Consider the following 26,277-nt stretch of genomic DNA (forward strand, 5'->3'; position numbering starts at 1 on the left):
GCCCTGCGTGCTGGTAATGATTCTTCGCGATGTCGCCCAACGGTTTTCCGTACGGTTTCTTGTTCCCCCGGCTTTCGGGCAGTCGCTGTAATCAGCGCCTTCCGTATGGATCCGGGAGGATTTCAATCGCCGAGCCCGGTAATGATTGGGCTTCCGGCGTTCAAACTCTCAAATAGTGTCGGTATACTCCTGCCGCTCCGGCTTCTGGCATACTGGCCAGGCCGTAGACAAACGGCAGAGCACGCCGGAATATAACAGTATTCGCCGGCTCCTTCAATCCCGCAGGGTTTCCAGCGGTAAGGTATCCATGTCCAGATCGACCAGGCAAAAACGTTCCCCTTCCTCACCACGGTCTGTTGGTGATGGCAAGAGTGGCTCTGCGCCCGGCTCCAGAGGCGGTGAGGTCAAGCAGGGTGTGCAAAAGGTGGTTGTTGATGAGGATAATCACGGCCAGCGCGTGGACAATTACCTGATGGCGCAGATCCGAGACGTGCCGCGCAGCATTATTTATCGCATTATCCGCAAGGGTGAGGTGCGGGTGAACAAGGGAAGGGTTAAGCCCGACACCCGTCTGAACACGGGTGATGAGGTGCGCATTCCACCTGTCACCCGCAAGGAAAAGCCGGCGCAGGTTGTTCCGGGGTCCCGGGTTCAGGGAGTCATGCAGGACGCAGTGGTGTTTGAGAATGATCAGATGCTGGTGGTCAATAAGCCATCCGGCATAGCGGTTCACGGCGGTAGCGGGCTGGATTTCGGACTGATCGAAGTCTTGCGGGCAGCGCGGCCGGAAGCCCGGTTTCTGGAGCTTGTACATCGGCTTGACCGGGATACTTCAGGGTTGGTGATGATCGCGAAGAAGCGTTCCGCGTTGCGTTACTTGCAGGACGAATTGCGTCACAAGCGAATTCGCAAGCGTTACCATGCCCTGGTGGCGGGTGACTGGCCTGGATCTGTCAGGAAGGTCAGCCAACCGCTGTTGCGGTTTGAGCTGGGCTCCGGTGAGCGCCGTGTTCGCGTGGATGAGTCGGGAAAGGACTCTCTCACCCGATTTCGGGTGTTGGCGACCTTTTCAGGGTATACGCTGGTTGAGGCTTCACCGGTAACCGGTCGTACCCATCAGATTCGCGTTCACAGTGCCTGGGCCGGTCATCCGATTGCCGGGGATGACAAGTATATGGATGATGTAAGCCTCCGGGCGTTTCGTTCCGCCGGCGGTCAGCGTTTAATGCTCCACGCCCGTGCCCTGGATTTCACGCTGCCCTCCACAGGAGAGCCTGTTCATCTTGAGGCTCCCTATGATGAGGCTTTCAGCGAACTCATGGCCAAACTGGCGGCGCGCCGGAAGGCATCCGAATAATCCGTTGTTCTGTGGCAGGCAAGCAGGATAACCGCATTAAGGTAGTATCAATGGACGTAAAGGTCGTGATTTTTGACTGGGACGGAACGCTGGTGGATTCCGTCGATCATATTGCAGACAGCCTTCACCAGGCAGCCACCGAATTAGGGTATCCGGAACTGGAGCGCGAAGCCTATCGCGATATCATTGGTTTGGGCATGATTGAAGCTCTGGAAAAGCTGTATCCCGGTATAACGCGGGAGGAAATGACCACCATCCGTGAGGGCTATGCCCGTTACTTTTTCGCCAAGGTGACCACGCCCCAGAATGTATTCGAGGGCATGGCGGACGTACTGGCCGATCTGCGCCTGGCTGGGCGCGGCTGTTCGGTGGCCACCGGCAAGAGTCGTCGTGGCCTGGAGGGGGCGCTGGTGTCCAGCGGCCTTGGCCCGAATTTCGATATCACCCGCTGCGCGGATGAAACCCGCTCCAAGCCCGATCCGGCGATGCTCGGAGAGATCATCCGCTTTTACGGCATTGAGCCGGCGGAAGCGGTTATGATTGGCGATACCCGTTACGATCTGGAGATGGCTCAGCGTATCGGTATGCCGTCCATTGGTGTGGAGTGGGGTGTGCATAAACGGGATGTACTGGGGCACTATGCGCCACACGCAATCGTCGATTCGGTCAAAGACCTGCGCGACGTACTTGGCCTCTGAACCGTAACCGCAACAGGAAGTAGCAATGAGCGATTGGGAATCAGACAGGCATCCCGGCTGGGGGAGCGAACCAGAAAACCCGGAGAGCGGGGCGAGCAGATCCGCGGGAAGTCGCCGCAAACCGGCGATGCCACCGGAGTCAGCTCGTGATTGGAAACTGATCGAAAAGCTGGTGATGTCGCTGCAGTCAGAGCAGAGAAAAAGCCGCCGCTGGGGGATATTTTTCAAGCTGCTGACGTTCGGGTATCTCTTTGCCTTGCTGTTGATGATCCAGTTCCCGTTGGGCGGTGCGCTGGAATCCGCTGCCAAGGGAAAGCATACGGCGCTTGTGGAGATCGAGGGCACCATTGCGGCGGATGAGCTCGCCAGTGCCGACAACATCGTGGGTTCCCTGCGCGAAGCGTTCGAGGCGGAAAGCTCAGTGGGTGTGATTTTGCGGATCAACAGTCCGGGCGGCAGTCCGGTCCAGTCTGGTTACGTGTATGACGAAATCGTTCGGTTGAGGAGTGAGTATCCGGATAAGAAAGTGTACGCGGTGATTTCCGATATTGGTGCCTCTGGCGCCTACTATATTGCTGCGGCTGCTGATGAAATATACGCCGACAAGGCGAGCCTGGTGGGTTCCATCGGTGTGGTGGCTGGAGGTTTCGGTTTTACCGAGATTATGGATAAGTTGGGGGTCGACCGGCGCCTGTATACCGCTGGCGAGAACAAGGCTTTTCTGGACCCGTTCTCACCGGAGGAAGAGAAAGAGGTGCAGTTCTGGCAAGACGTTTTGGAAACCACCCACAGCCAGTTTATCGAAAGTGTGCGTAAAGGGCGGGGTGATCGGCTTGCGGATGACGAGCAACTGTTCTCAGGACTGGTCTGGAGTGGCGAGCAAGCACTCGAGCTTGGTCTGATCGATGGCCTTGGCAGCTCCTCCCATGTGGCACGGCAGGTCATCGGCCAGGAGGATCTTGTGGACTATAGTCGCCGTGAATCGCCACTCCAGAATATCGTTGACCAGTTCGGCGTTTCCGTGGGCAGTGGTATTGCCCGCTACTTCGCTGAATCGCGGTTGGAGCTTCGGTGAGAGGCGGGCAGCGGATGCAGCGGGTTGAGCCCCCAGTTTCGAAGCATTTCGGTGAGCGCGATCAATGGCAGGCCGATCAGGCTGTTAGGGTCGCGTCCGTCCAGGCGGCTGAATAAGGCGATGCCCAGGCCTTCCATTTTAAAGCTGCCGGCACAGTCGTAGGGTTTCTCGGTGTGCAGGTAGTTGTTGATTTCGTCCGCGTCGAGTTGGCGAAAGTGGGCGTGAAAGTGTTCGCAGTGGCTCTGTCGCTGCCCAGTACTGGCGTCCACCAGCACCAGACCGGTCAGGAATGAGACGCGCTGACCACTGCTGCGTTCCAGCTGTTGCGCTGCGCGCTCATGAGTTCCCGGTTTGTTCAGTATGGTGCCATCCTCCAGGCATGCGATCTGGTCAGAGCCGATGATCCAGTGTTCCGGGTAGTCACCACAAAGGGCTTCCGCTTTTTTAAGCGCAAGCCGCACGACCAGATGCTCTGCACTCTCATTCATACGCTGCGATTCATCCACGTTCGGCGATGCGGTATGGAATGGCAGTCTTAGCTTCTCCATCAGTTGTCGCCGATAAGGTGAGGATGAGGCAAGCAGAAGCGGGTGTTGTTTCATTGGGGTTCCTTTTATCAGCGCTTGGAGTTGTCCGAGTGGTCCCGGTTGCACTGTTAATATCGTAGAATACACCTATCAGCAGCGTAACCCCTGCCCAAAAGCGCATGAAGTCTTTGACAGCGGGCGGCCAGGTCCCTAAAATTGCGCGCCTATGTCAAAAGCCTCAAGCACCGAGCTGCCCAAAACTGTCGATCCTTACCGGTTGGCAGAGCAAGAAATAGTGTTGGAGGGAGAAATCCCTCTGCAGGCATTGTCTCGTTTTGGTGATTCTGTATTTGGATTTGAGGATGGCGCTGTGTGCCGGGTAAGCCTGTCATTCTCCATGGACGGCGAGCGCCGGCGCATGGTGACAGGTGAGCTGGAAGTACCGGTTACCCTGGAGTGTCAGCGCTGCATGGGGCCCATGCAAAAGACACTGGTCTCCCGCTTTACGTTGGGGTTGGTGACCAGCGACGAGCAGGCCCAACAGTTGCCAAAAGAACTTGAACCGTTTCTGACGGACGATTTCAGCGCGGATTTGTGGTCCTTGACTGAGGACGAGCTGCTGCTGGTTCTGCCTCCGTTTCCGCTCCACGAGCGTGACGAATGTCCCGCTCGAGAAGAGCTGGAAGCCTTTGAGTCGGATGAATCCGTAGACGAGCCGGTCAGGAAGTCTGAAGACAACCCGTTCAGCGTGCTGGCGGATCTCAAGACTAAGAAACATTAATCAGGCGTCGTTTTCTCTGGAAACCGTCGCGAATTTAACGAACACACGTTTATCAGGTCAGGAGCATAATCATGGCTGTACAGAAAAACCGAAAGACCCGCTCAAAGCGCGGTATGCGCCGTTCACACGATGCTCTGAGCACGGCAGCTCTGTCCACTGACACGACAACTGGTGAAGTGCATCGTCGCCACCATGTGTCTCCGGATGGTTTTTACCGTGGCAAGCAGGTAATTGAGGCTAGCGACGAGTAAGCCGTCGCGAGCAAATCCACCCGCCAGTGCGAGATGGAGGAACGGTGAATCCGGTCACCATCGCAATTGACGCCATGAGTGGTGATCGCGGAGCCGACGTTGTGGCCTCCGCTGCACTGGCCGCGGTGAAAGAAAACGAAGCCTTGAGTCTTGTTCTGGTGGGAATCCGGAGTGAGCTCGAGGCTTTGTTGCATCCTGGGCATTCGCGGATTCGTATCGTCGAAGCTGCCGATGTCGTGCGGATGAATGAGCGGCCCTCCCATGCGCTTCGCCACAAACGTAATTCGTCGATGGCCGTGGCGTTGGGGCTTGTCCGCGACGGTGTTGCTCAAGGTTGCGTCAGTGCTGGCAATACCGGCGCGCTCATGGCGTTCGGCCGTTCTGTTATCCGCATGTACCCGGGCATTGAACGCCCTGCAATTGCCAAACTGATTCCGTCGCTTCGGGGGCGTTGCCATGTGCTCGATCTGGGCGCCAACGTGGATTCCACCGCGGAAAACCTCTATCAGTACGCACTGATGGGCTCACTGATGGCGTCGGCGATCTGCAATCAGCCAGAACCTCGAGTCGCTCTGCTTAACGTTGGCGAAGAGGAAATCAAGGGTAATGAGCAAGTGCGGCTTGCCTCTCATATGCTGGCTCAGTGCGATACCATCAACTATATCGGATACATTGAGGGCAGTGATCTGTTCCGTGACGTGGCGGACGTGGTGGTGTGCGACGGTTTTGTCGGGAATATTGCCCTAAAGACGGGTGAGGGCGTTGCCGGTCTGCTGATTGAGCTGCTTGAACAAGCTTTCACGCGAACCTTTTACGGCAAGTGTGTCGGCGTTTTGGCGCGGCCGATCATCGGACGGCTGCTTCGGCTTATGGACCCCTCAAGGCATAACGGTGCCAGTCTCCTTGGCCTCCAAGGGGTGGTGATAAAGAGCCATGGCAACGCCAACGAGCGCGCCATGCTGGCCGCCATACGTCAGGCGGTTCGTGAAGTTGAGCTGGAAGTGCCCAGCCGCATAAACGACCGTCTTGACGACCTGATGATCTGAGCGCTCAAGCCTTAACCTGTCCCTGAGACTAAAGTCTCTCCCCATTTTTGCTAGATTGGCCGGATCGGCCCCCAGGTTGTACTATTGGCTAATCTCCCGTAACCCCTCATTGACGGTAAGATTCCCACTATGAAATCAGCCTTTATTTTTCCCGGACAAGGATCGCAGTCTGTCGGCATGCTGGGAGCAGCTGCCGAGAACTGGCCGATCATAGAAAAAACGTTTTCCGAAGCCTCCGATGTGCTGGGCTATGATCTCTGGCACCTGTGCCAGCATGGACCTGCGGAAGAGCTCAATCAGACCACGGTTACCCAGCCAGCGCTGTTGGCAGCGAGTGTCGCGCTCTGGCGGCAGTGGTTTGTAGCCGGAGGTCAGGCGCCTGACTTTGTCGCCGGGCACAGCCTTGGTGAGTACAGCGCGCTGGTCGCCGCGGAAAGCCTGAACTTCTTTGACGCCATTAAACTGGTGCGCCTGCGTGGGGAGCTCATGCAGGCCGCTGTGCCAGCCGGCGAAGGCAAGATGGCAGCCATTATTGGTCTCGAGGACGACGACGTAACCGCCGCCTGTGCCGAGGCGGCAAGTGGCGATGTGGTGGCCGCCGTCAATTTCAATGCCCCTGGGCAGGTCGTGATTGCAGGTGCTGCTGGGGCGGTTGAACGCGCCATCGAAGCCTGCAAGGCCCGAGGCGCCCGCAAGGCCATGCCATTGCCGGTGAGTGTACCTTCCCACTGTGCCCTGATGAAGGGAGCCGCGGAGGAACTGGCAACCGCGTTGGACGAAGTGACGTTTAACGATGCTGTCATCCCGGTAATACAGAATGTTACCGCTTCTGTCGCCCAGGACAGTGAATCCCTCAAGGCTAATCTGGTCAAGCAGCTATACTCTCCGGTGTTGTGGACCGATACAGTTCGTAAACTGGTGGCAAATGATGTGCGGATCGCTGTAGAGTGCGGCGCCGGTAAGGTCCTTACAGGGCTGGCGAAGCGCATTGACCGTGAATTGTCGGTTTACGGCATTGACGAGCCGGATGCGCTGGCAAAGGCGTCAGAGGCATTTGGACAGTAATAAATAGGAGCAACACATGTCTCTTGAAGGCAAAACAGCGCTGGTAACGGGTGCAACTCGCGGGATCGGAAAGGCCATTGCAAAGGCGCTGGCAGATCAGGGCGCCATGGTGGTCGGTACGGCAACCAGTGAGAATGGCGCCGAGTCGATTTCCGCTGACCTGAAAGCAGCAGGCGCGAAGGGTTTCGGTATCGTAATGAACGTCGCCGACCCGGACAGCATCGAGGCTGGCCTGAAGGAAATCAACGAGAAAGCTGGTGCGCCGGCGATCCTGGTCAACAACGCAGGGATCACTCGTGATAATCTGCTGATGCGGCTGAAGGACGATGACTGGGCGGCCGTGGTGGAAACCAACTTGTCCAGCGTCTACCGGACCAGCAAGGCCGTATTGCGGGGAATGGCCAAGGCGCGATGGGGTCGGGTGATCAATATCAGCTCGGTTGTGGCTGGTATGGGTAACCCAGGACAGGCCAACTATTGCGCTGCCAAGGCCGGAGTTGAGGGTTTTACCCGCAGCCTGGCGAAAGAAATGTCGAACCGGGGCATTACCGCAAATTGTGTAGCGCCCGGATTTATCGATACGGATATGACCCGAAAACTGGACGACAAGCAACGTGAGGCTATGATGGAAGTCATACCTGCCGGTCGTCTGGGTGAGCCGGAAGAAGTGGCTGCGGTGGTTGCCTTCCTGGCGTCGGAGGCCGCTGGTTACGTGACGGGTGAGACGATCCACGTGAACGGTGGTATGTACATGGGATAGTCCCTGAGGGGGCGTGTGCGCAAACCCTTGTCGCACAACATGTTTGAATGGAACCCCTGCTTGTTTGCAGGTATGGTTTAAACTAAACTGGCAGCACTCAAGTTGCTTGGTTGACACAAAAGTGAGGACATTATGAGTACAGTTGAAGAGCGCGTGAAGAAGATCGTTTGTGAGCAGTTGGGCGTTAAAGAGTCCGAAGTTCAGAACACATCTTCTTTTGTAGAGGACCTTGGCGCTGACTCACTGGACACCGTTGAGCTGGTCATGGCACTCGAAGAAGAGTTCGAGACCGAGATTCCCGACGAGGAAGCGGAAAAGCTGGCGAGTGTCCAGGACGCGATCGACTACATCGTCGCGCACACCTGATACTCCGCACGCTTTATACGCCAGGCAAAAGCCGTCCATGTGATTAGACATCGGACGGCTTTTTTATTGGCAGGAATGACAGTTCATGATCAGCAAGAAACTCAGGTGAAGGGGTATGGCTAAACGACGTGTTGTAATCACAGGCATGGGAATGCTCTCGCCACTGGGTAACGATGTGGATTCGTCCTGGGACGGTATTCGTTCCGGTCGCAGCGGCATTGCCGGGATCGACCGCTTTGATACCACCGGATACAACACACGGATCGGCGGTGGCATCAAGAATCTGGATATGGAACCTTACCTGTCCACGAAGGACGCCAGAAAATTGGATGCCTTCATTCATTACGGCCTGATAGCGGCCCAGCAGGCCGTGGACGCCAGTGGCCTTGATGAATACACCGATCTTGATCGTGAAAGGGTTGGGGTTGCCATCGGCTCAGGCATCGGTGGCCTTGAATACATCGAGAAGAACGTGATCACCATGGAGAAGTCCGGGCCGCGAAAGGTGTCTCCGTTCTTCGTGCCAGCCTCCGTAATCAACATGATTTCAGGAAACGTGGCTATCCGCTTTGGCTACAAGGGCCCAAACATCGCGATCGTGACAGCCTGCACGACCGGCACCCATAACATTGGCTATGCGGCGCGCACCATTGCTTACGGTGATGCCGATGTGATGTTGGCTGGCGGTTCGGAAATGGCCACCACCCGAAGCTCAATTGCCGCGTTTTCGGCAGCGCGTGCGTTGTCCACCCGCAATGACGAACCGGAAAAGGCCAGCCGGCCGTGGGATCGAGGCCGGGATGGCTTTGTGCTCAGCGACGGCGCTGGCGTGCTGGTGCTGGAGGATCTCGAGCATGCTAAACGCCGTGGAGCCACCATTCATGGCGAAGTAATCGGTTTCGGTATGAGCGACGATGCGTTCCATATAACCGCTCCCCCTGAAAACGGTGAGGGTGCCGCGCGCTCCATGAAGAATGCGATTCGCGACGCCGGGCTCGGCGCCAACGACATCGACTACATCAATGCCCATGGCACTTCCACGCTCGTAGGGGATCTGGCAGAGGTGTCTGCAGTGAAATCGGTATTTGCCGACCACGCTTACACGCTGGCAGTCAGCAGTACCAAGTCCATGACCGGGCACTTGCTTGGCGCTGCAGGGGCCATTGAGGCGATTTTTTCAGTATTGGCGATCCGGGAGGGTGTGCTGCCGCCGACCATCAACCTTGACGATCCCGATGATGGTTGTGACCTGGATTTTGTAGCCGGCAAGAGCCGCAAGGCAGATGTCCGGGTTGCGTTGTCCAACTCTTTTGGTTTTGGCGGTACAAACGGCACCCTGATTTTCCGTCGTTACGAGGGCTGATCGGGTTGTGTTGAACGTTATTCGTCCCGACGGCAACGGTATTTCCGCGACAGATCGTGGGTTGGCCTACGGCGACGGGTTGTTTGAAACTATCCGCATGCGTGGCCGGCAAGCCCTGCTGCGATCACACCATCTGGATCGTATGGTGGCCGATGCCGGCCGCTTGGGCATTCCGGTCGAGCGTAGTGACCTGGATGCTGAAATTACCCGCTCGGGTTGCGATTTGGCCTCCCGATACGGCAATGACGGCTGGGTGCTGAAGTTGGTCCTCACTCGGGGGAGTGGTGGGCGAGGATACCGGTTGCCTGTCGAATGTGTGCCAAACCTGATTGTTACCTCCTCACCGATGCCCACGCTCCCCGCACCGGGGGGTGTGGTCGCAGCGCTGTCGCAGTTTCCACTCACCGTGAATCCGAGGCTGGCGGGTATCAAGACCCTGAACCGGCTGGAGCAGGTGATGGCAAGCCGTGAGTTCAGTGGCGAGGAATTCGAACTGATCATGGCGAATGCCGACGGGCAGTTGCTTGAGGGGACGCGAACCAACCTTATTGTCAGGATGGAGAGCGAGTGGGTAACTCCGCCGGTTGAGAGCCTTGCGGTGGCAGGTGTCATGCGGCAGTACGCCCTTGAGTGTCTGCGCGCATCCGGCCATACCATCCGGGAGCAGATCATCCAGCCTGCGTTACTGTCGTCACCCGGGCTGCGTGGACTGTATCTCGTTAACAGCGTTGTCGGCATTGTCGCGGTTCGCAGATTGGGCAGCGTTGATTTGCCAGTTGATGATGGGCTTGAGACAATCTGCGACCCTCTGAAAACTTTGGAATAAAAGCTTGTTCAAGAAGTTACTCATCTGTGTGTTCTGTCTCTCCGTCCTGGCGCTTGCCGGGGGTGGTCTCTGGTTATGGCAGGGGCTTCAGACCCTTGAGCAACCTGTAGCGTTGGATGAGCCGGTTCTGTTCAGCGTGCCCTCCGGGAGCGGTTACGGTCAGGTTGCGCGTAAACTCGAAGCGGAAGGCCTTGTGGGCGACAGTCTGTGGCTGAAGATTCATGGTCGTCTTTACCCGGAGCAGGCGCTATTAAAGGCTGGCGAATATGAGTTCACCGATGGCATGACCAGTCTCGACATGATCAATGTGATGGTCGCCGGTGACACCAAACACTGGCAGATTCAGTTTATTGAAGGCTGGACCTTCCGTGACATGCGCGCCGCGCTCGCCAGCAGTGAGCGTCTTGGGCAGGTGACCGCCGACTGGACCGACGAGCGGATCATGGAAGAGATGGGTGCCAACGGGTCGCATCCTGAGGGCCGCTTTTTCCCGGATACCTATCTGTTTACCAGCAGTGAAACCGACCTTGACCTGCTACGCAGGGCCTTTGAGCGAATGGAAGAGGTGCTTGCGACGGAATGGCAGGCTAAGGCTGAAAACCTGCCTTACGATTCTCCCTATGAAGCTCTGATTATGGCGTCGATTGTTGAGCGCGAAACCGGTGCGGTCCATGAGCGAGAAGAAGTCGCCGGTGTCTTTGTCCGGCGCCTGGAGAAAGGTATGAGGTTGCAGACCGATCCTACCGTAATCTATGGGATGGGGGAGAAGTACCAGGGGCGAATCACCCGTAAGGATCTGCGAACCCACACCGACTACAATACCTATCGGATCGACGGGCTGCCGCCCACGCCCATCGCGTTGCCAGGCAGGGAAGCGATTCATGCGGCCCTGAATCCGGCTGAAGGCGACACGCTCTACTTTGTGGCGCGCGGCGATGGCACCCACAAGTTCTCGAAAACCCTGGCGGAACACCAGAAGGCCGTGAGGGCGTTTCAGCTCAACCGCCGTTCAGACTACCGTTCCTCTCCAACTCCGTCTCCAGATACAGCAGCGGAAGAGGGTGACCAATGACCCGACGGGGGCAGTTTATTACCTTTGAAGGTACGGAAGGGGTTGGGAAGTCCACTCAACTGGCGAACGCCGCAAGTACGCTGGACGCGCTTGGTGTTGAATGCGTTGTGACCCGAGAGCCCGGCGGCACCCCGATGGCGGAGTCCATTCGCGAGCTGTTGCTGGCGCCGCGTGATGAGCCCGTGAACGAAACCACCGAGCTGCTCCTGATGTTCGCCGCCAGGGCGCAACACCTCCATACGCGTATTCTTCCTGAATTGGAGGCTGGTCGCTGGGTGCTGTGTGATCGGTTCACCGACGCCACCTTTGCCTATCAGGGGGGAGGGCGTGGTGTGCCCGCCGATCGCATAGCGCTACTGGAAAGCCTGGTGCAGGGTACGGTGCGCCCGGATCACGTTATCCTGCTGGACGCACCGGTGGAAACCGGTATGACCCGTGCCCGCCACAGGGGCGACCTGGACCGGTTCGAACAGGAAGCGGTAGCATTTTTTGAGCGAATACGCGAAACTTATCTCGCTCGCGCCGCCAACGCGCCGGGCCGCTATCACATTGTGGACGCCTCTCAGCCGATTGAGACGGTCAGCGACGAGGTCGCGGGCTTGCTTCGGAATCTGGTGAATCGGGCGTAGTCGTGCAAGTTTGCCGATGATCTGCTTTAATTGAGCTACATTCTCAGGAAATTTCCGGATCGCGGGCATGTTGGACGCACGTTTGCTCAAGCTTCCCACCGCTTCACACCACCATCGTCACGAGCATCACCAGATTGTTGTCGGTGTTCGTGGAGAGGCCGACCTGAGTGTGGACGGAACAGGTTCGCACCTGGACACCTGGCGAGCCTGCCTCGTCCCCACTGAAGCGCGCCATGATTACTGTGGTGACCTGCAGAACCACGTTCTGGTTATCAATCTCGATCCCTACATGCCGGCCATCAATAGTCCGGGCCACAGTGAGTATGAAACGCTCGCGCCCCTGTTTGAGCGGCCGCGGACACTGGTTCTGGACAATAAGCTGCAAGGGCTGGTTCAGTTCGTGGCGGGAGAGTTCGATCGCTCGCCGGATAATCAGGATATGCTGCGGCACATGGGGGCAAGCATCCTGCACTGCATGGCCGAACGCCTGAACGAAGGCAGGGAGGTTCGCCAGAACCGCCATGCCATCAGCCCCGACACGATCCGCCGTTACATCATGGAGAATATTCAGCGCAAGATATCGGTAAGCGACCTTGCCGGTGTGGCCTGCCTGAGTGTCAGCCGCTTCCACGAGATGTTCCGTGACGTGACGGGTATTACCCCCCACCAGTTTCTGCTCCAGACCCGGCTTGACCAGGCCGTGCAATTCCTGACCATGACATCCCTTTCGGTCTCCGAAGTCAGTTACCGAACTGGATTTTCCTCCCAAAGTGCCCTCACCAACGCCCTCAGAAAACACAAGGGTACGACACCCTCCAGGTTGCGTTTTGGTGACAAAGTCGCCTGATTTGTTAAAAAAGCCTCATTTTCGGACGAATTTACAAAAGAATCGTAGGATTTTGTAAGCTTGCAGTCCGTAGTAATACTAACTTAACAGGGTAGCTGATCACGTCACAGCGCAGTTCGGTGTGTGCGCGTTGTTTGACCCAACCATAAAAAGTTCGAGGGGCCCGGCCATTGACGGGAACCGTCGGCGAGGCGCTCAGATGTTCAATGCAAGCAAGGTGCTCGAGCCTGCATTTCAGGAACAGCCAAAGTCGTTCTTCTGGCAAGCGATTACTGCCAACTACGCCGTTGACGAAACACGTTACCTCAAAGAACTGATTCCCCTTGCCCAAAGCAATGCTTCTGAGCATCGAGACGTCGTTGAAACGGCAACGAGCCTGATCAGAAAGGTCCGCGAGCAGGATGACTCGGTCCATATGGTTGATGCACTGCTGCAGGAATACAGCCTTGATACCGAAGAAGGCATTCTGCTGATGTGTCTGGCCGAGGCGTTAATGCGTATCCCCGACAAATACACCGCCGATGCGTTGATTCAGGACAAGCTGTCGGACGCCGACTGGAAGAAGCACGTGGGCCGCAGTGAGTCGACCCTGGTTAACGCTTCCACCTGGGGGCTGCTGCTGACCGGTCGTGTGGTCAAGATGGATAAACGGCTGGATGGCTCCCCGTCCAGTATCTGGAAGCGTCTTATCAAGCGTAGCGGCGAGCCGGTCATTCGGAGTGCGATGTACCAGGCCATGGCCATTATGGGCAAACAGTTCGTACTCGGACGGGATATCGACGAAGCATTGAGGAACGCCCGCGAGTACCGGGAGTTGGGCTACACCTACTCCTTCGACATGCTCGGCGAAGCGGCAATGACCAAGGACGACGCTGACCGTTACCTGAAGGACTACATGGATGCCATTGAGTCCGTGGGAAACGATACCTACCCGAACAGCCGGGCACCGGCGCCCTCGATTTCCATCAAGCTATCCGCCCTGCACCCTCGATACGAGGCTTCCCAGGAAGAGCGGGTTCTGGAAGAGCTCTACACAACGGTCATTGACCTGCTGACGTTTGCGCGGGAAAAGAAGGTGTCCATTACCATCGATGCCGAGGAAATGGATCGGCTGGAAATTTCGCTAAAGCTGTTTGAGAAGGCATTTACGTCACCGGTTGCAAAGGGGTGGGGTGGTTTTGGCCTGGTTGTCCAGGCCTATTCCAAGCGTGCTTTGCCGGTATTGTGCTGGTTGACCAAACTGGCGAAACAGCAGGGTGACGAGATCCCCATTCGCCTGGTCAAAGGGGCCTACTGGGACACCGAGATCAAAATCTGCCAGCAGTTGGGCCTGGAGGGCTACCCCGTATTCACGCGCAAAGAGGCCACCGATACCTCTTATCTGGCGTGTCTGCGTTATTTGCTGAGTGGCTACACCGAAGGAGCGCTGTATCCGCAGCTTGCGAGCCACAACGCCCATACGGTTTCCTCGGTTCTGACCATGGTGAGGAACAAAGGTCGCAGGGTCGAGTTCCAGCGCCTGCACGGTATGGGAGACGCCCTCTACAACAGCATCCTTGAGGACAACAATCTTCCGGTTCGTATCTACGCTCCTGTTGGCGCCCATAAGGAGCTGTTGCCGTATCTGGTACGACGGCTGCTGGAGAATGGTGCGAACTCCTCGTTTGTTCATCGTTTGGTGGACGCGGCCACGCCTATTGAGGCTCTGGTGCAGAATCCGGTTCAGGAACTGCAGGGATACGACTCACTGCCCAACGACCGTATTCCACTGCCCGTCGATATCTTTGGCAACGAGCGGCGCAACTCCAAAGGGATGAATATCCATGTGGCTGCCCATTTGGACCCGTTACTGAACCATCTTGGCCAATGGGCAATGACACGCTGGGAAGCTGCGCCAGTCATTCGTGGCGAAAAGCGCCGGTATGGATCGCAGAGTGATGTCCATGCGCCCTACGATCGTTCCCAGCACGTTGGTCAGGTGTACTGGGCGACCGAAGCCATGGCGGAAGAAGCTCTGGCCGTTGCAACGGAAGGCTTCGCTTCCTGGCGGGAGCGCCCGGCGGAGGATCGCGCCGACTGTCTCGAGCGATACGCCGACTTGATGGAAGTGAATATGCAGGAACTCATGGCGATCTGCTGCCGTGAAGCCGGAAAAACCATTCAGGATGGTATCGACGAGGTGCGCGAAGCCGTCGATTTCTGCCGCTATTATGCCCTCCAGGGCAGATCCCGCTTTGGCAAGGCCATGGCTCTACCTGGCCCTACAGGCGAGAGCAATGAGCTCTACATGGAAGGGCGGGGTGTCTTCCTCTGCATCAGCCCCTGGAACTTCCCCCTGGCTATTTTTACTGGCCAGGTGATGGCGGCGTTGGTGGCAGGGAATGCCGTGATCGCCAAGCCTGCGGAACAGACAAGTCTGGTTGCTCAGCGAGCTTTTGAGCTGATGCTGGAAGCGGGCTTCCCACCCGACGTGATTCAATTTTTACCCGGTGATGGCGCAACAATCGGCGGCAAACTGACCCCGGACCCCAGAATTGCCGGCGTCGCCTTCACCGGCTCTACACAGGTAGCGCACATCCTCAATCGCACTCTGGCGCAGCGTGAAGGGGCGATTGTGCCCCTCATCGCCGAGACCGGCGGACAGAATGCCATGATTGTGGATAGCAGTGCGCTGCCGGAGCAGGTGGTCAGAGATGTCATCCAGTCCGCTTTCGCCAGTGCCGGGCAGCGTTGTTCGGCACTGCGTGTGCTTTATATCCAGAAAGAGGTCGCTGATCGTACAGAAAGCCTGCTGGCGGGCGCGATGCAGGAACTGACTGTCGGTAACCCTGAGCGTCATAGCACCGATATAGGGCCGGTTATTGACCAAAAGGCGCAGGATGACCTGAAAGCCCATCTGACCGAGCTGGGCAACCATGCCAGCTTGGTGTCGCAGTCGCCATTACCGAAGGCCTGCAGCGGGGGCTACTTTATTCCACCGTCCGCCTACGTCATTTCAAGTATCAACGAGTTGAAAGACGAACACTTCGGCCCCGTTCTTCATATAGTCCGCTACACTGCAGAGAAGCTGGACGATGTGATCGATGAAATTAATGCGGCGGGTTATGGGCTTACCCTGGGTATTCACAGCAGAAGTGAGTCCACTGCGGCCTATATCGAGCGACGAGTAAAAGTGGGCAATACCTACGTTAACCGAAACCAGATTGGCGCGGTTGTTGGTGTTCAGCCTTTCGGGGGGAGGGGGCTTTCCGGTACCGGTCCCAAAGCTGGAGGACCGCACTACCTGCTGCGGTTTGCTACGGAGAGAACCCGCACCATCAACACCACGGCGGTGGGTGGAAACGCGTCACTGTTGTCGCTTGGCATTGAAAAGGTTTGATAGGGCGCTTTGCTCACAAGGCAGTGCGGAACGAAAACCTGAACGATAGGAGGTAAGTATTGAGATGGGGAGGCTGGCGTTGTAAGTCGTAGCGCGTTAATTACGTGAGTAGTTTAGGGAATTTAAAAAAACAAAGGGTGCGACTACCGGGTTCACCATGGTAAGCGCGCTAAACGGTCGGAGTTGATTCCGTCCAATTGAACTGGAGGAGTTTCATGGCTATTGGTGTTTGGATCAGTCTATTTGCTTACTTTGCGCTCATGATCGCCATCGGCGTTTATGCCATGCGCAGAGCTACGTCTTCATCCGAAGATTACATGTTGGGTGGGCGAGCCCTCAGTCCAAAGGTGGCAGCCCTGTCGGCTGGTGCTTCGGACATGAGTGGCTGGCTGCTTCTCGGGTTGCCCGGGGCGCTGTTTGCATCGGGCCTGGGTTCGGCCTGGATCGGTATCGGCCTGCTTGTGGGCGCGTTCTTTAACTGGACCCTGGTAGCGCCACGTCTTCGAGAACAAACGGTTCACTATGGTAATGCGATTACCATCCCGTCCTTCCTGGCCAACCGGTTCCCGACACAGGCGCTGTCCCTGCGCACCGTATCCGCCATCGTCATCGTTGTCTTCTTCGCGGTCTACACTGCATCCGGTCTGGTTGCGGGCGGCAAGCTGTTTGAAAGTGCGTTCTCCGGCATCTTTAACTTTGGCGGCTTGAGTGACTATGCCGTTGGTATTGTCATCACGCTGGGTGTGGTACTGGCCTACACCGTGGTCGGCGGCTTCCTGGCAGTAAGCATGACGGACTTCGTACAGGGCTGCATCATGATGCTGGCACTGGTCATCATGCCGGCGGTTGTGCTCTTTGGCGAGGGCGGCGGTGGTTTCGCCCAGGCGTCACAGACACTGAACGAAGTCGACCCCACGCTCCTGTCGTGGACGGAAGGCCTGACGCTCATCGGTTGGCTGTCTGCGGTAACCTGGGGTTTGGGTTATTTCGGTCAGCCACACATCATTGTTCGTTTCATGGCGATCCGTACGCTTGATGAAGTACCGACTGCCCGTAACATCGGCATGTCCTGGATGCTTATCTCCCTGATTGGCGCCGTCTCCCTTGGTGTGTTTGGCCGGGCATACGCGATTCGCAATGGCATGAATATCGAAGATCCGGAAACGATCTTTATCCTGCTCTCGGACCTGCTATTCCATCCGCTGATCACTGGCTTCCTCTACGCGGCACTGCTTGCTGCGGTCATGAGTACCATCTCCAGCCAGCTGCTGGTGTCGTCTTCTTCGCTGACCGAAGACTTCTATCGCCTGTTCCTGCGTAAAGAAGCGACCGACAAGGAATGCGTGGGCGTAGGCCGTGTGTGTGTCGTGCTGGTGGGTCTGGTTGCGGCGGTTATTGCCTCCGACCCGAACTCTCAGGTTCTGGCGCTGGTCAGTAACGCTTGGGCAGGCTTTGGTGCCGCATTTGGTCCGCTGATTATCCTGTCGCTGATGTGGTCCCGCACGAACGGTGCTGGCGCCATCGCAGGCATGGTTGTGGGTGCTGCCACCGTCATGATCTGGATCTCTCTGGGCTGGAACGGTGAGTTCATGGGTGGTCCTGGCGTGTACGAGATCATTCCTGGCTTCATTGCTGCTTTCATTGCCATTATGGTAGTGAGCTCTGTCACTGAAGATGCTGGCGAATACCAGGCCATCACCAGGTAACAAGGCGCGTTTTCAACGTTCCGAGTAAGAAAAGGGGCTCCTTCGGGAGCCCTTTTTTTGTGCGGGAGGGACTGGTTTCTGGGGGGTATATCCAATCAGTCAGGTCGAGCACGGTGTGGGGTGCCTTTTCTGCCGGGGAAAAGGTGTCTGAGCGCAGCGAGTTCTTTTTCCCAGAAGAAAAGGTACCCCGCGGCGGGCTCAGCCCCATCACCAGCAGGCTACTCATGTAAGACCAAAAAAAACGCCAACCCGAAGGCTGGCGTTTCCATGGAGCTAAACCGGAAGGTCAGATCTTAAGCAACGTTCGCTTCAGACGCCTTCTTGGTGTAGTTCTCCATCTGGTCGAAGTTGAGATACTTGTAGATCTCTTTCGACATGCTGTTCAGGTCCTTGGCGTACTCCATGTACTCCGCCGGAGACGGGAGTTTGCCCAGTACCGCACCAACCGCTGCCAGTTCCGCAGAGGTCAGGTACACATTGGCACCATCGCCCAGGCGGTTCGGGAAGTTACGGGTGGAGGTGGACAGCACTGTGGACTTGGCTGCCACGCGGGCCTGGTTACCCATGCACAGGGAGCAGCCCGGCATTTCGGTGCGAACGCCGGCGGTGCCGTAGGTGTTGAAGTAGCCTTCTTCCATCAACTGCGCCTGGTCCATCTTGGTCGGCGGAGACATCCACAGACGGGTCTTCAGCGGCTCCTTGTTCATCTCCAGCAGCTTACCAGCAGCGCGGAAGTGGCCGATGTTGGTCATGCAGGAGCCGATGAACACTTCGTCGACCTTGTCACCGGCGACTTCGGACAGGAACTTGGCGTCGTCCGGGTCGTTCGGGCAGCACACGATCGGCTCTTTGATGTCAGCCAGATCGATTTCCACAACGTGGGAGTACTCAGCGTCTTTGTCGGCACGCATCAGCTTGGGATCGGCAATCCACTCTTCCATCTGCTGGGCGCGACGCTCCAGGGTACGTGGGTCGCCATAACCTTCGGCGATCATCCAGCGCAGCATGGTGATGTTCGAACGCAGATACTCAGCCACGGACTCTTCAGACAGGTTGATCGTACAACCGGCCGCGGAACGCTCGGCTGACGCGTCGGAGAGCTCGAATGCCTGCTCAACGGTCAGGTGCTCAAGGCCTTCGATTTCCAGGATGCGACCGGAGAATTCGTTGATCTTGCCCTTCTTCTCAACGGTCAGCATGCCCTGCTTGATGCCGTACAGCGGGATCGCATGTACCAGATCGCGCAGCGTGATGCCTGGCTGCATTTCGCCCTTGAAGCGAACCAGAACGGATTCCGGCATATCCAGGGGCATAACGCCCGTCGCTGCAGCAAACGCCACCAGACCGGATCCGGCCGGGAAGGAGATACCCATTGGGAAGCGAGTGTGGGAATCACCACCGGTACCGACAGTGTCCGGCAACAGCATGCGGTTCAACCAGGAGTGGATGATGCCATCGCCCGGGCGCAGGGAAACACCGCCGCGGGTGCGGATGAAGTCCGGCATGGTGTGCTGCATTTCCACGTCAACCGGCTTCGGATAGGCGGCGGTGTGACAGAATGACTGCATCACCAGGTCGGCCTGGAAGCCCAGACAGGCCAGGTCTTTCAGCTCATCACGGGTCATCGGACCAGTGGTATCCTGGGAGCCCACGGTAGTCATGTGTGGCTCGCAGTAGGTGCCGGGGCGAACGCCTTTGTCTTCTTCCAGGCCGCAGGCCTTGCCGACCATCTTCTGGCCTAAGGTGAAGCCCTTGGTGCCTTCTTCCGGATCATTCGGCAGACGGAAGATGTCCGTTGCGCCCATACCCAGTGCTGCGCGCGCCTTGGCGGTCAGGCCACGGCCGATGATCAGCGGAATACGTCCGCCGGCCTGAACTTCGTCCAGGATGACCTCTGATTTGAAGCCGAATTCCGAGATGGTTTCACCCGCCTCGTTCAGGATCTTGCCCTCGTAGGGACGGATGTCGATAACGTCGCCCATGTTCAGGTCGTCAACCGGTGCTTCGAAAACCAGGGCGCCAGCGTCTTCCATGGTGTTGAAGAAGATCGGAGCAACCTTGTTACCAATGCACACGCCGCCGGCGCGTTTGTTCGGAACACCCGGAACGTCGTCACCGAAGAACCACAGTACTGAGTTGGTGGCAGACTTACGTGAGGAGCCGGTGCCGACCACGTCACCAACGAAGGCAACAGGCAGTCCTTTGGATTTGATCTCGTCAATCTGGCTCATCGGGCCGGTAACGCCGGGTTCTTCCGGCTTCAGGCCATCACGCTCCATTTTGTAGGCAGCGCGGGCATGCAGCGGGATGTCCGGACGAGACCAGGCGTCGGGAGCCGGTGACAGGTCATCGGTATTGGTTTCGCCGGTAACCTTGAAAACCACCATCTTGGTGCTTTCAGGAACCTTCTTCTTGTTGGTGAACCACTCGGCGTTGGCCCAGGATTCAACCACAGCCTTGGCAACGGCGTTGCCGGCGTCCATCTTTTCCTTCACGTCGTTGAAGGCATCGAACATCAGCAGGGTGCGCTTGAGCTTTTCGCCGGCCTGTTCGGCCAGTTCAGAATCGTCCAGCAGGTCGACCAGGGTCGCGATGTTATAACCGCCCTGCATCATGCCCAGCAGATCAACGGCCTTCGGCTTGTCCAGCAGGGGAGACGTCGCTTCACCCTTAACAATGGCGGTCAGGAAAGCAGCTTTTACATAAGCGGCTTCGTCCACACCCGGAGGAACGCGGTTTTCAAGCAGATAGACCAGCGTATCTTCTTCGCCGGCTGGCGGGTTCTTAAGGAGATCGACCAGAGCGGCAGTCTGCTCGGCGTTCAGAGGCTTTGGGGGAATGCCCAGAGCCTCGCGTTCTGCAACGTGTTCACGATAGGCTTCTAACACGATATGGACCCTCATCAGTTGGAATGTCCCGCGCCGTGGGCGTCGTTGCCTGGCGGGAGTTTTATGGCGAAAAGGCGCTAAGTTGGCGCTGCATTCTATAGGAAACCCCTTATAAAGTTAAGTTGGACTGTGGTCGGATATTATGGGTCGTTGCGGTATACTGCCGCGCCCGAGAACCTGACTTGCTGTAAACAATGACCAAAGCCCTCGAACGAGATTCATGATTTCCTGCCCTGTAGAACACCACAGCGATGGATTGAAAACGCCCTCGCTAATCAGGACCTGATGCTGATTGATCATGCTCATTGTGAGAAAAAAGCAGCGTCCACGGCCCTGAGTTTGATGTATCGCTACGTCGATAACACGGACCTGCTCAACAGGATGTCGCGTCTTGCGCGGGAAGAGTTGCGCCATTTCGAGCAAGTGCTGGCTATCATGAAAAAGCGGGGAGTGAGTTACGGTCACCTGAGCCCGGCTCGATATGCAGCCGGGTTACGGCAGGAAGTACGCACAGAAGATCCCGGTCGGCTGGTGGACGTGCTGATCGTGGGTGCCATTATCGAGGCCCGTTCCTGCGAGCGGTTCGCAGCTCTGGCACCGCATCTGGATGCGACACTGTCGGATTTCTACACCGGACTCCTGAAGTCCGAAGCCCGACACTACCGTGACTACCTGACACTAGCCGAGCACGCCGCAGGGAATTCGGTGGAGGATCGGGTGGCGACCTTCCTCGCGCTGGAGCAACAACTGATTGAGACACCAGACACCGAGTTCCGGTTTCACAGCGGGCCAGTCTGACTGTAACGCGGGATCAAGAGGGTGTCCTGTCGTACAGTAGGCCACGCTCCTCCGGAAGCGGTGGATCCTGAAGTTGCTCGCACAGGTCGATCCAGCGGTCGATGCCGGCGCTCCGATACTTCTGTTTGTGCAGGATGAAATAGAAGGTTCGGTCGAACTGTCGTTCCTCCGGAACCTTCAACGGAACGAGGCTGCCCCGCCTGAATGCATCAGCAAGGCACACCCGTGACAGGCAGCCGATCCCAAGGTTGGCCTCCACCGCCCGTTTGATCGCCTCGGTATGCTCGAGTTCCAGTAGTATGTCCAGGTCTGGAAGCAGGCCGTGCATGCCGCGTTCAAAGGTCTGCCGGGTGCCGGAACCCTGCTCACGCATCACCCAGGTTGCCGAGCGAAGGTCTGCATCCGAAAGCCTGTCCTTCCGGGCAAAGGGGTGGTCCGGGGAACAGAAGACCACCAGCTCGTCGCCTCGCCAGGGTATAACCTCCAGCTCAGAAGATTGCAGTTCACCTTCAATCAGCCCGATGTCGAGTTCGAAATCCTTGACGCGTTGGGCAATGGTGCGGGTGTTGGCTACTTCTAGCGCCACTATCGGGTGGGTAGGGGTATTCATGTATTGGGCCATGACGCCAACAGCCAGATAGTTACCAATAGTGAGGGTAGCCCCGACTTTCAGGGCGCCGACTTCGGTATGCTTGCTGAACGCCTGTTCCAGCTCCCCGGCCTGGGCCAGCAAAGCCTCGACCTTTGGCCGATAGAGACGGCCGAGCTCATTGAGCTGCAGTCGTTTTCCGACCCGGTCAAAGAGCTGGATATCAAACTGGCTCTCCAGTTCTTTCAGGGCGCTACTGGCCGCGGACTGAGACATTGCCAGGGAATCCGCCGCACGGGTGATGTTCTGGAAGTGCGCCGCAGCCAGGAAGACCTCGAGTTGGCGGAAGCTAAACTTCATAATCGATTATTCCGAATAAGGTTATGAAAATATCCCATTTTGTCGATAGGTTACCCTTGGGTTACTATTTACACAATGATTTTTACTTATTTGCTAACGGCTAACGAACGGGCGATACCATGAGCAACCTGAATAAAGAGCGTGTAACAAGTGTTCGTCACTGGAACGACACACTCTTCAGCTTCACCACCACCCGTGATCCGGGGTTCCGGTTCAAGAATGGTCACTTCACAATGATTGGTCTGGAAACCGACGGTAAGCCGCTGATGCGTGCCTACAGTATTGCCAGTGCCAACTATGAAGAGGAGCTGGAGTTCTTCTCAATCAAGGTTCAGGACGGCCCGCTGACGTCACGTCTGCAAAAAATTGAGGTAGGCGATGAGATCATGGTCAGTCGCAAGCCCACCGGTACCCTGATTATGGACAACCTGCTGCCGGGTAAGAATCTTTGGCTGATCAGCACAGGCACCGGCCTGGCACCTTTTATCAGCATCATCAAGGACCCGGAAGTCTATGAGGCCTATGATAAAGTCATCGTGACCCATGGCGTTCGCTACAAGTCCGAGCTGGCGTACCAGTCCGATATTGAGGAGCTGCCGAATAACGAATTCTTCGGCGAAATGGTTGATGGCAAGCTGCTTTACTATCCCACGGTCACCCGTGAGGATTTCCGTAACACCGGGCGGCTGACCGACGCGATGGAAAACGGCAAGCTGACGCAGGACCTGGACCTGCCGGAATTTGATCTGGAAAATGACCGGTTCATGGTGTGCGGCAGTCCCAGCATGTTGAAAGACACCTGCTCCATCCTCAATAACATGGGGTTCAAGGAAGCTCGCCATGGTAACCTCGGCCACTATGTGATCGAGAGGGCCTTCGTGGAGCAGTAAATTCTCCGCGTCGCCAGGGTTAATCCCAATGTCCGCAAAACCCCGAAGTGAGAGCTTCGGGGTTTTTGCATTTTGCGCCAGTCAGAAAGGTGAATTGTGGAATGATTCAGTGGCTATATTTGTCGGTGGCTATCGTTGCGGAGGTCATCGGAACCTCCTTTCTAAAAAGTTCTGAGGGTTTCACCCGTCTGGGGCCGTCGCTGGTTGTGGTGGTGTCCTACATCCTGGCGTTCTACTTCCTGGCGTTGACCCTGAAAACGTTGCCAGTAGGAGTGGCATACGCGGTGTGGGCCGGTGCAGGCGTGGCCTTGATTGCGCTGGCGGGTTATCTGTTTTTCGGGCAGACGCTGGACCCTCCTGCCATCTTCGGCATCGGCCTCATCGTTGCCGGCGTTATGGTAATCAACGTATTCTCAGGCAGTATAGGATGAACGCATTGAGGCAGAGGTGGATGTTTGAAGAAGGCCATGGTGATTCTGGGTATCGCGCTGCTGGTTGCCGCAATCGCCAGTGTCGCCTCCGATCCGGTACCCATTGAGCAGAAACTGATTTCGATCCAGGCCCGGGAGGCATTGCCCGGTTTTGACGATATCGGGGACGAGCCTGTTGACGTCCAGGCCGCCATTCTGGACTTGGGGGACGATCCTCTTTTGCTGCTGAAGGCCCGGGCAGCGCTGATGGCCCACCCTGACATGGCCCGCGCCGTTTTTCCGCTTTATGCGTCAGAGCCGGAATTCCAGGAGGTGTTGCGCACCTATGGAGAAAACGCCCTGCCACCGATTCACTACTTCCTTCGCCAGCCCATCAGCTCCATTGAATGGATGAACAAGGCTGCCCGTCAGTATGAACGCGCCCGGGACTATATCGCTGAGCTCCGCGGCAAGGACCAAAGCGAACAGAAGCCGGAAAAAACGGAGCCTTTGACACCCGAACAGCGGGGCTGGTACGCAGTGAACTTCATCCGCAACGAGGGCCACGATTTTCTCGGGCAGTTCGTGGTGGATGCGAATGGCCAGACCCAATGGGTGCAGACCGAGAGGATCACAGAAGGGCTTGCCCAGTTCTTCACCAGCGGCGTGCGACAGTTGGAGGCGGATTATAGAACTGGAGAGGAAATCTCCGCCAGTGACATAGGCTGGGCATCGGTGGATGTGTTGGTGTTTGCCAGTGCCGTAAAGGTGCTTCGGGCCGGTCGCACGGCGGCAAAGGCGACCCAGGGCGCCAGGCTTTCAACACGCTCAGCGGCATTGGCGGCCCGTATTACTGGCAGCGGGCGGCTGATTCTCCGCAGTGCCCGTTATGCGAAGTGGCCCCTGATCATTGGCGCTGGCTACCTGGTGGTCGCCCACCCCAGCATCATCAACGACTTTTTTGCCGGGGTGGCCGATGTACTGGGTGTCTCCCCGATGATGGTCCAGCTCGCGGGTTGGTTGTTGATCCTTGTGCCGCTGTTCTATCTGGCAAGCTGGTTACTTTGGCCGGCCATCGCGCTGTTGAAGGGGCTACTTGCGCTGCTCTACCGGCTTGCTGGCCGCAAGCCCGGTTATTTTTCCGGCCTTCAGTAGAGGGTTCCCACTAAAAGCCCCCCGACCATCAAAACGGCGCCGGTAATCCGGCTAAACGTTTGCGGCCAGGGCACCAGTTTCTCCGCCAGGAAATAGAGCGCAAGCACTGCCATCCAGGCCAGGTTCATCACTCCGCCGACGAACATGAGCAGCATCAGCACCCAGCAGCAGCCGGTGCAGAAGGCGCCATGGCGGGCCCCCATTGTAAAGGCACCGATTGCTCCGTCGCGCCATTCCGTCATCAGGAAGGTTATGGGTGACTGGCATTTGTTCAAGCAGGCTTGTTTTAGAGAGCTGAACTGGAAAGCCCCAGCGACAACCAGCAGGCAGCCCCCGAGAAGTGGATCCAGATGGCCCATTGCCGAGGTCATCAGGGTGTTGGCGTGCAATACCCATTGAGCCACGGCTGCGATTGCGCCGAAGGCAGCCCAGACGGCAAGGTACCCGGCCATGAAAAGCCAGGTTGGTACTGCGGCCTTCTGGAACTGGCGCCGACGCTGGTGAACCCGGATATAGGTCATGATCATCGGTGCCGCACCCGGAAGCATCATGGCGACCATCATCACCATCCACATGACGGTGCCGAGGCCGAGGAATGACAGACCTGAACCGGCCGCAATAGTCATTGGCATGGCCATATAGGCCCATGCCAATGCGGTCAGGATTCCCAGGGAGGCGCCAATGGCCGCACGCTCCCACGAATGAATCTTAGCCATTGTCAATTCCATCGAAATCACCTCCGGTGTCTCTCCGTTGTCAGGGGCCGGCGTATTCGAATGGGGAGTAGAGCGCTGTCCGCGCGCTCAGATCCAGATCAATGCCGTGATTCTGATGGCGCAAACTCCGGGATTTCGCAACGACCAGTGAGTGGCCCGGAGCTACGGCCAGTGGGTGGTTGTCGATCGTGACCTTGCGTCCATTCTGGCCTTCGATCGCTTTGATATCGGCTTCATAGGACGAGCCGATGGTCAGGTGCCGCCCACTATCATCAACGGAAAACCCGATGGGTTGTCTCTCGACAGCAAGAACGTCTCCGATCATGGAGGCCAGCAGTTCCGGGTGGCCCCCGGCCTTGCCGCCGAAGATATTGCCAAGCGCTTCCTGCTGGTGCTCATCGGCGCGTTGGTCAAGGTACAACACAACTTTCCAGTTGCCTTCTGCCATGGGCCCCGGGGCGTTGAGCGCAAGCGCAATGTTCAGATCATCAAGCGCCACCTCGCCGTAAGCTCCTTTCTTGATGTGCCAGCCGACCAGGGCCGAGCAGTCGCCTTCTGTCGGTGGTTCCAGGTAAATGCATGGGCAAGCGCCTTTGCATGTGCAACTTTCAAGATAGTCACCCTGAATTTGCCATTGGGTGCTCATCGTCGCCTCCTTACTCAAATTGAGGGTTGGTGTGCGGTTACTGCTATTGTCAGTTATAGCCCTGAATAGGTGTTTTG

25 protein-coding genes are annotated in these 26,277 nt (G+C 57.2%); 20 read left to right on the forward strand and 5 right to left on the reverse strand.

All coding sequences use genetic code 11. The features are described 5' to 3' along the window. Window positions 1-307: 307 nt before the first annotated feature. The 3 genes from rluC to R1T46_RS11505 are packed head-to-tail and all read left to right on the forward strand — an operon-like array spanning window position 308 to window position 3,130. Complete coding sequence (rluC, locus tag R1T46_RS11495; protein ID WP_317305445.1) at window positions 308-1,357, forward strand: 23S rRNA pseudouridine(955/2504/2580) synthase RluC; 1,050 nt, start codon at window positions 308-310, stop codon at window positions 1,355-1,357. Window positions 1,358-1,407: 50 nt separating this feature from the next. Continuing rightward, window positions 1,408-2,055: an HAD-IA family hydrolase gene (locus tag R1T46_RS11500; RefSeq protein ID WP_317305446.1), complete on the forward strand. Its 648-nt coding sequence runs from the start codon at window positions 1,408-1,410 to the stop codon at window positions 2,053-2,055. Window positions 2,056-2,080: 25 nt separating this feature from the next. Continuing rightward, window positions 2,081-3,130, forward strand: a complete 1,050-nt coding sequence (locus R1T46_RS11505; RefSeq protein WP_317305447.1) for a S49 family peptidase — start codon at window positions 2,081-2,083, stop codon at window positions 3,128-3,130. Here the strand turns inward: R1T46_RS11505 and R1T46_RS11510 are convergent. After that, entirely contained in the window at window positions 3,097-3,732 is a 636-nt protein-coding gene (locus tag R1T46_RS11510; protein WP_317305448.1) for a nucleoside triphosphate pyrophosphatase, read from the reverse strand. The genes R1T46_RS11505 and R1T46_RS11510 overlap by 34 nt on opposite strands. 151 nt (window positions 3,733-3,883) lie before the next feature. Here R1T46_RS11510 and R1T46_RS11515 point away from each other — a divergent pair, with 151 nt between their 5' ends. From R1T46_RS11515 to putP, 13 genes are all read left to right on the forward strand, one after another. Continuing rightward, a complete protein-coding gene (locus tag R1T46_RS11515; protein WP_317305449.1) occupies window positions 3,884-4,438 on the forward strand; it encodes a YceD family protein in 555 nt (184 codons plus the stop codon). Between the two features lie 71 nt (window positions 4,439-4,509). Then, window positions 4,510-4,689 (forward strand): 50S ribosomal protein L32, encoded by a 180-nt coding sequence (gene rpmF / locus R1T46_RS11520; RefSeq protein ID WP_041333767.1) that lies wholly within the window; start codon window positions 4,510-4,512, stop codon window positions 4,687-4,689. Window positions 4,690-4,733: 44 nt separating this feature from the next. Next, window positions 4,734-5,735, forward strand: coding sequence for a phosphate acyltransferase PlsX (plsX, locus tag R1T46_RS11525; RefSeq protein ID WP_317305450.1), 1,002 nt, complete (start codon window positions 4,734-4,736; stop codon window positions 5,733-5,735). A 129-nt stretch (window positions 5,736-5,864) separates the two neighbouring features. After that, window positions 5,865-6,800: an ACP S-malonyltransferase gene (gene fabD, locus R1T46_RS11530; RefSeq protein WP_317305451.1), complete on the forward strand. Its 936-nt coding sequence runs from the start codon at window positions 5,865-5,867 to the stop codon at window positions 6,798-6,800. 16 nt (window positions 6,801-6,816) lie between these two features. Further along, the gene (gene fabG / locus R1T46_RS11535) at window positions 6,817-7,560 is read left to right on the forward strand and encodes a 3-oxoacyl-ACP reductase FabG (RefSeq protein ID WP_041333768.1); all 744 of its coding nucleotides are present in this window, start codon (window positions 6,817-6,819) and stop codon (window positions 7,558-7,560) included. A gap of 132 nt (window positions 7,561-7,692) precedes the next feature. Continuing rightward, entirely contained in the window at window positions 7,693-7,926 is a 234-nt protein-coding gene (gene acpP / locus R1T46_RS11540; RefSeq protein WP_007154069.1) for an acyl carrier protein, read from the forward strand. Window positions 7,927-8,041: 115 nt separating this feature from the next. Beyond that, entirely contained in the window at window positions 8,042-9,289 is a 1,248-nt protein-coding gene (gene fabF / locus R1T46_RS11545; RefSeq protein ID WP_091644337.1) for a beta-ketoacyl-ACP synthase II, read from the forward strand. A 7-nt stretch (window positions 9,290-9,296) separates the two neighbouring features. Continuing rightward, window positions 9,297-10,115 carry an aminotransferase class IV gene (locus R1T46_RS11550; RefSeq protein WP_091644340.1) on the forward strand — a complete coding sequence of 273 codons (819 nt, stop codon included), beginning with the start codon at window positions 9,297-9,299 and terminating at the stop codon, window positions 10,113-10,115. A gap of 4 nt (window positions 10,116-10,119) precedes the next feature. Continuing rightward, on the forward strand, window positions 10,120-11,187 hold the full coding sequence (mltG, locus tag R1T46_RS11555) for an endolytic transglycosylase MltG (protein ID WP_317305453.1): 1,068 nt from the start codon (window positions 10,120-10,122) through the stop codon (window positions 11,185-11,187). Next, window positions 11,184-11,816: a dTMP kinase gene (tmk, locus tag R1T46_RS11560; RefSeq protein ID WP_091644344.1), complete on the forward strand. Its 633-nt coding sequence runs from the start codon at window positions 11,184-11,186 to the stop codon at window positions 11,814-11,816. Before mltG ends, tmk begins: the two co-directional genes overlap by 4 nt. 67 nt (window positions 11,817-11,883) lie before the next feature. Next, window positions 11,884-12,663: an AraC family transcriptional regulator gene (locus R1T46_RS11565; protein WP_041333774.1), complete on the forward strand. Its 780-nt coding sequence runs from the start codon at window positions 11,884-11,886 to the stop codon at window positions 12,661-12,663. 199 nt (window positions 12,664-12,862) lie between these two features. Then, window positions 12,863-16,042 carry a bifunctional proline dehydrogenase/L-glutamate gamma-semialdehyde dehydrogenase PutA gene (putA, locus tag R1T46_RS11570; RefSeq protein WP_317305454.1) on the forward strand — a complete coding sequence of 1,060 codons (3,180 nt, stop codon included), beginning with the start codon at window positions 12,863-12,865 and terminating at the stop codon, window positions 16,040-16,042. Between the two features lie 215 nt (window positions 16,043-16,257). Beyond that, window positions 16,258-17,748: a sodium/proline symporter PutP gene (gene putP / locus R1T46_RS11575; protein ID WP_317305455.1), complete on the forward strand. Its 1,491-nt coding sequence runs from the start codon at window positions 16,258-16,260 to the stop codon at window positions 17,746-17,748. Between the two features lie 293 nt (window positions 17,749-18,041). Here the strand turns inward: putP and acnB are convergent, their stop codons facing one another. Next, on the reverse strand, window positions 18,042-20,636 hold the full coding sequence (gene acnB / locus R1T46_RS11580) for a bifunctional aconitate hydratase 2/2-methylisocitrate dehydratase (protein WP_317305456.1): 2,595 nt from the start codon (window positions 20,634-20,636) through the stop codon (window positions 18,042-18,044). Between the two features lie 216 nt (window positions 20,637-20,852). Between acnB and R1T46_RS11585 the strand changes: the two genes are divergently transcribed. Further along, the gene (locus tag R1T46_RS11585) at window positions 20,853-21,434 is read left to right on the forward strand and encodes a tRNA-(ms[2]io[6]A)-hydroxylase (RefSeq protein ID WP_317308304.1); all 582 of its coding nucleotides are present in this window, start codon (window positions 20,853-20,855) and stop codon (window positions 21,432-21,434) included. Window positions 21,435-21,447: 13 nt separating this feature from the next. On the opposite strand, the gene R1T46_RS11590 is transcribed toward R1T46_RS11585, so the two are convergent. Further along, window positions 21,448-22,383, reverse strand: coding sequence for a LysR family transcriptional regulator (locus R1T46_RS11590; RefSeq protein WP_127401590.1), 936 nt, complete (start codon window positions 22,381-22,383; stop codon window positions 21,448-21,450). A gap of 119 nt (window positions 22,384-22,502) precedes the next feature. Here R1T46_RS11590 and R1T46_RS11595 point away from each other — a divergent pair, with 119 nt between their 5' ends. From R1T46_RS11595 to R1T46_RS11605, 3 genes are all read left to right on the forward strand, one after another. Continuing rightward, a complete protein-coding gene (locus R1T46_RS11595; RefSeq protein WP_127401588.1) occupies window positions 22,503-23,273 on the forward strand; it encodes a ferredoxin--NADP reductase in 771 nt (256 codons plus the stop codon). Between the two features lie 101 nt (window positions 23,274-23,374). Beyond that, window positions 23,375-23,704: a DMT family transporter gene (locus R1T46_RS11600; protein WP_127401587.1), complete on the forward strand. Its 330-nt coding sequence runs from the start codon at window positions 23,375-23,377 to the stop codon at window positions 23,702-23,704. A 24-nt stretch (window positions 23,705-23,728) separates the two neighbouring features. After that, complete coding sequence (locus R1T46_RS11605; RefSeq protein ID WP_317305457.1) at window positions 23,729-24,838, forward strand: hypothetical protein; 1,110 nt, start codon at window positions 23,729-23,731, stop codon at window positions 24,836-24,838. Here the strand turns inward: R1T46_RS11605 and R1T46_RS11610 are convergent. After that, window positions 24,832-25,554, reverse strand: a complete 723-nt coding sequence (locus R1T46_RS11610; RefSeq protein WP_317305458.1) for a DUF2182 domain-containing protein — start codon at window positions 25,552-25,554, stop codon at window positions 24,832-24,834. The genes R1T46_RS11605 and R1T46_RS11610 overlap by 7 nt on opposite strands. 40 nt (window positions 25,555-25,594) lie before the next feature. Continuing rightward, window positions 25,595-26,200 carry a DUF1326 domain-containing protein gene (locus R1T46_RS11615; RefSeq protein ID WP_317305459.1) on the reverse strand — a complete coding sequence of 202 codons (606 nt, stop codon included), beginning with the start codon at window positions 26,198-26,200 and terminating at the stop codon, window positions 25,595-25,597. Window positions 26,201-26,277 lie beyond the last annotated feature (77 nt).

This window comes from Marinobacter salarius, assembly GCF_032922745.1.
Taxonomy (GTDB): domain Bacteria; phylum Pseudomonadota; class Gammaproteobacteria; order Pseudomonadales; family Oleiphilaceae; genus Marinobacter.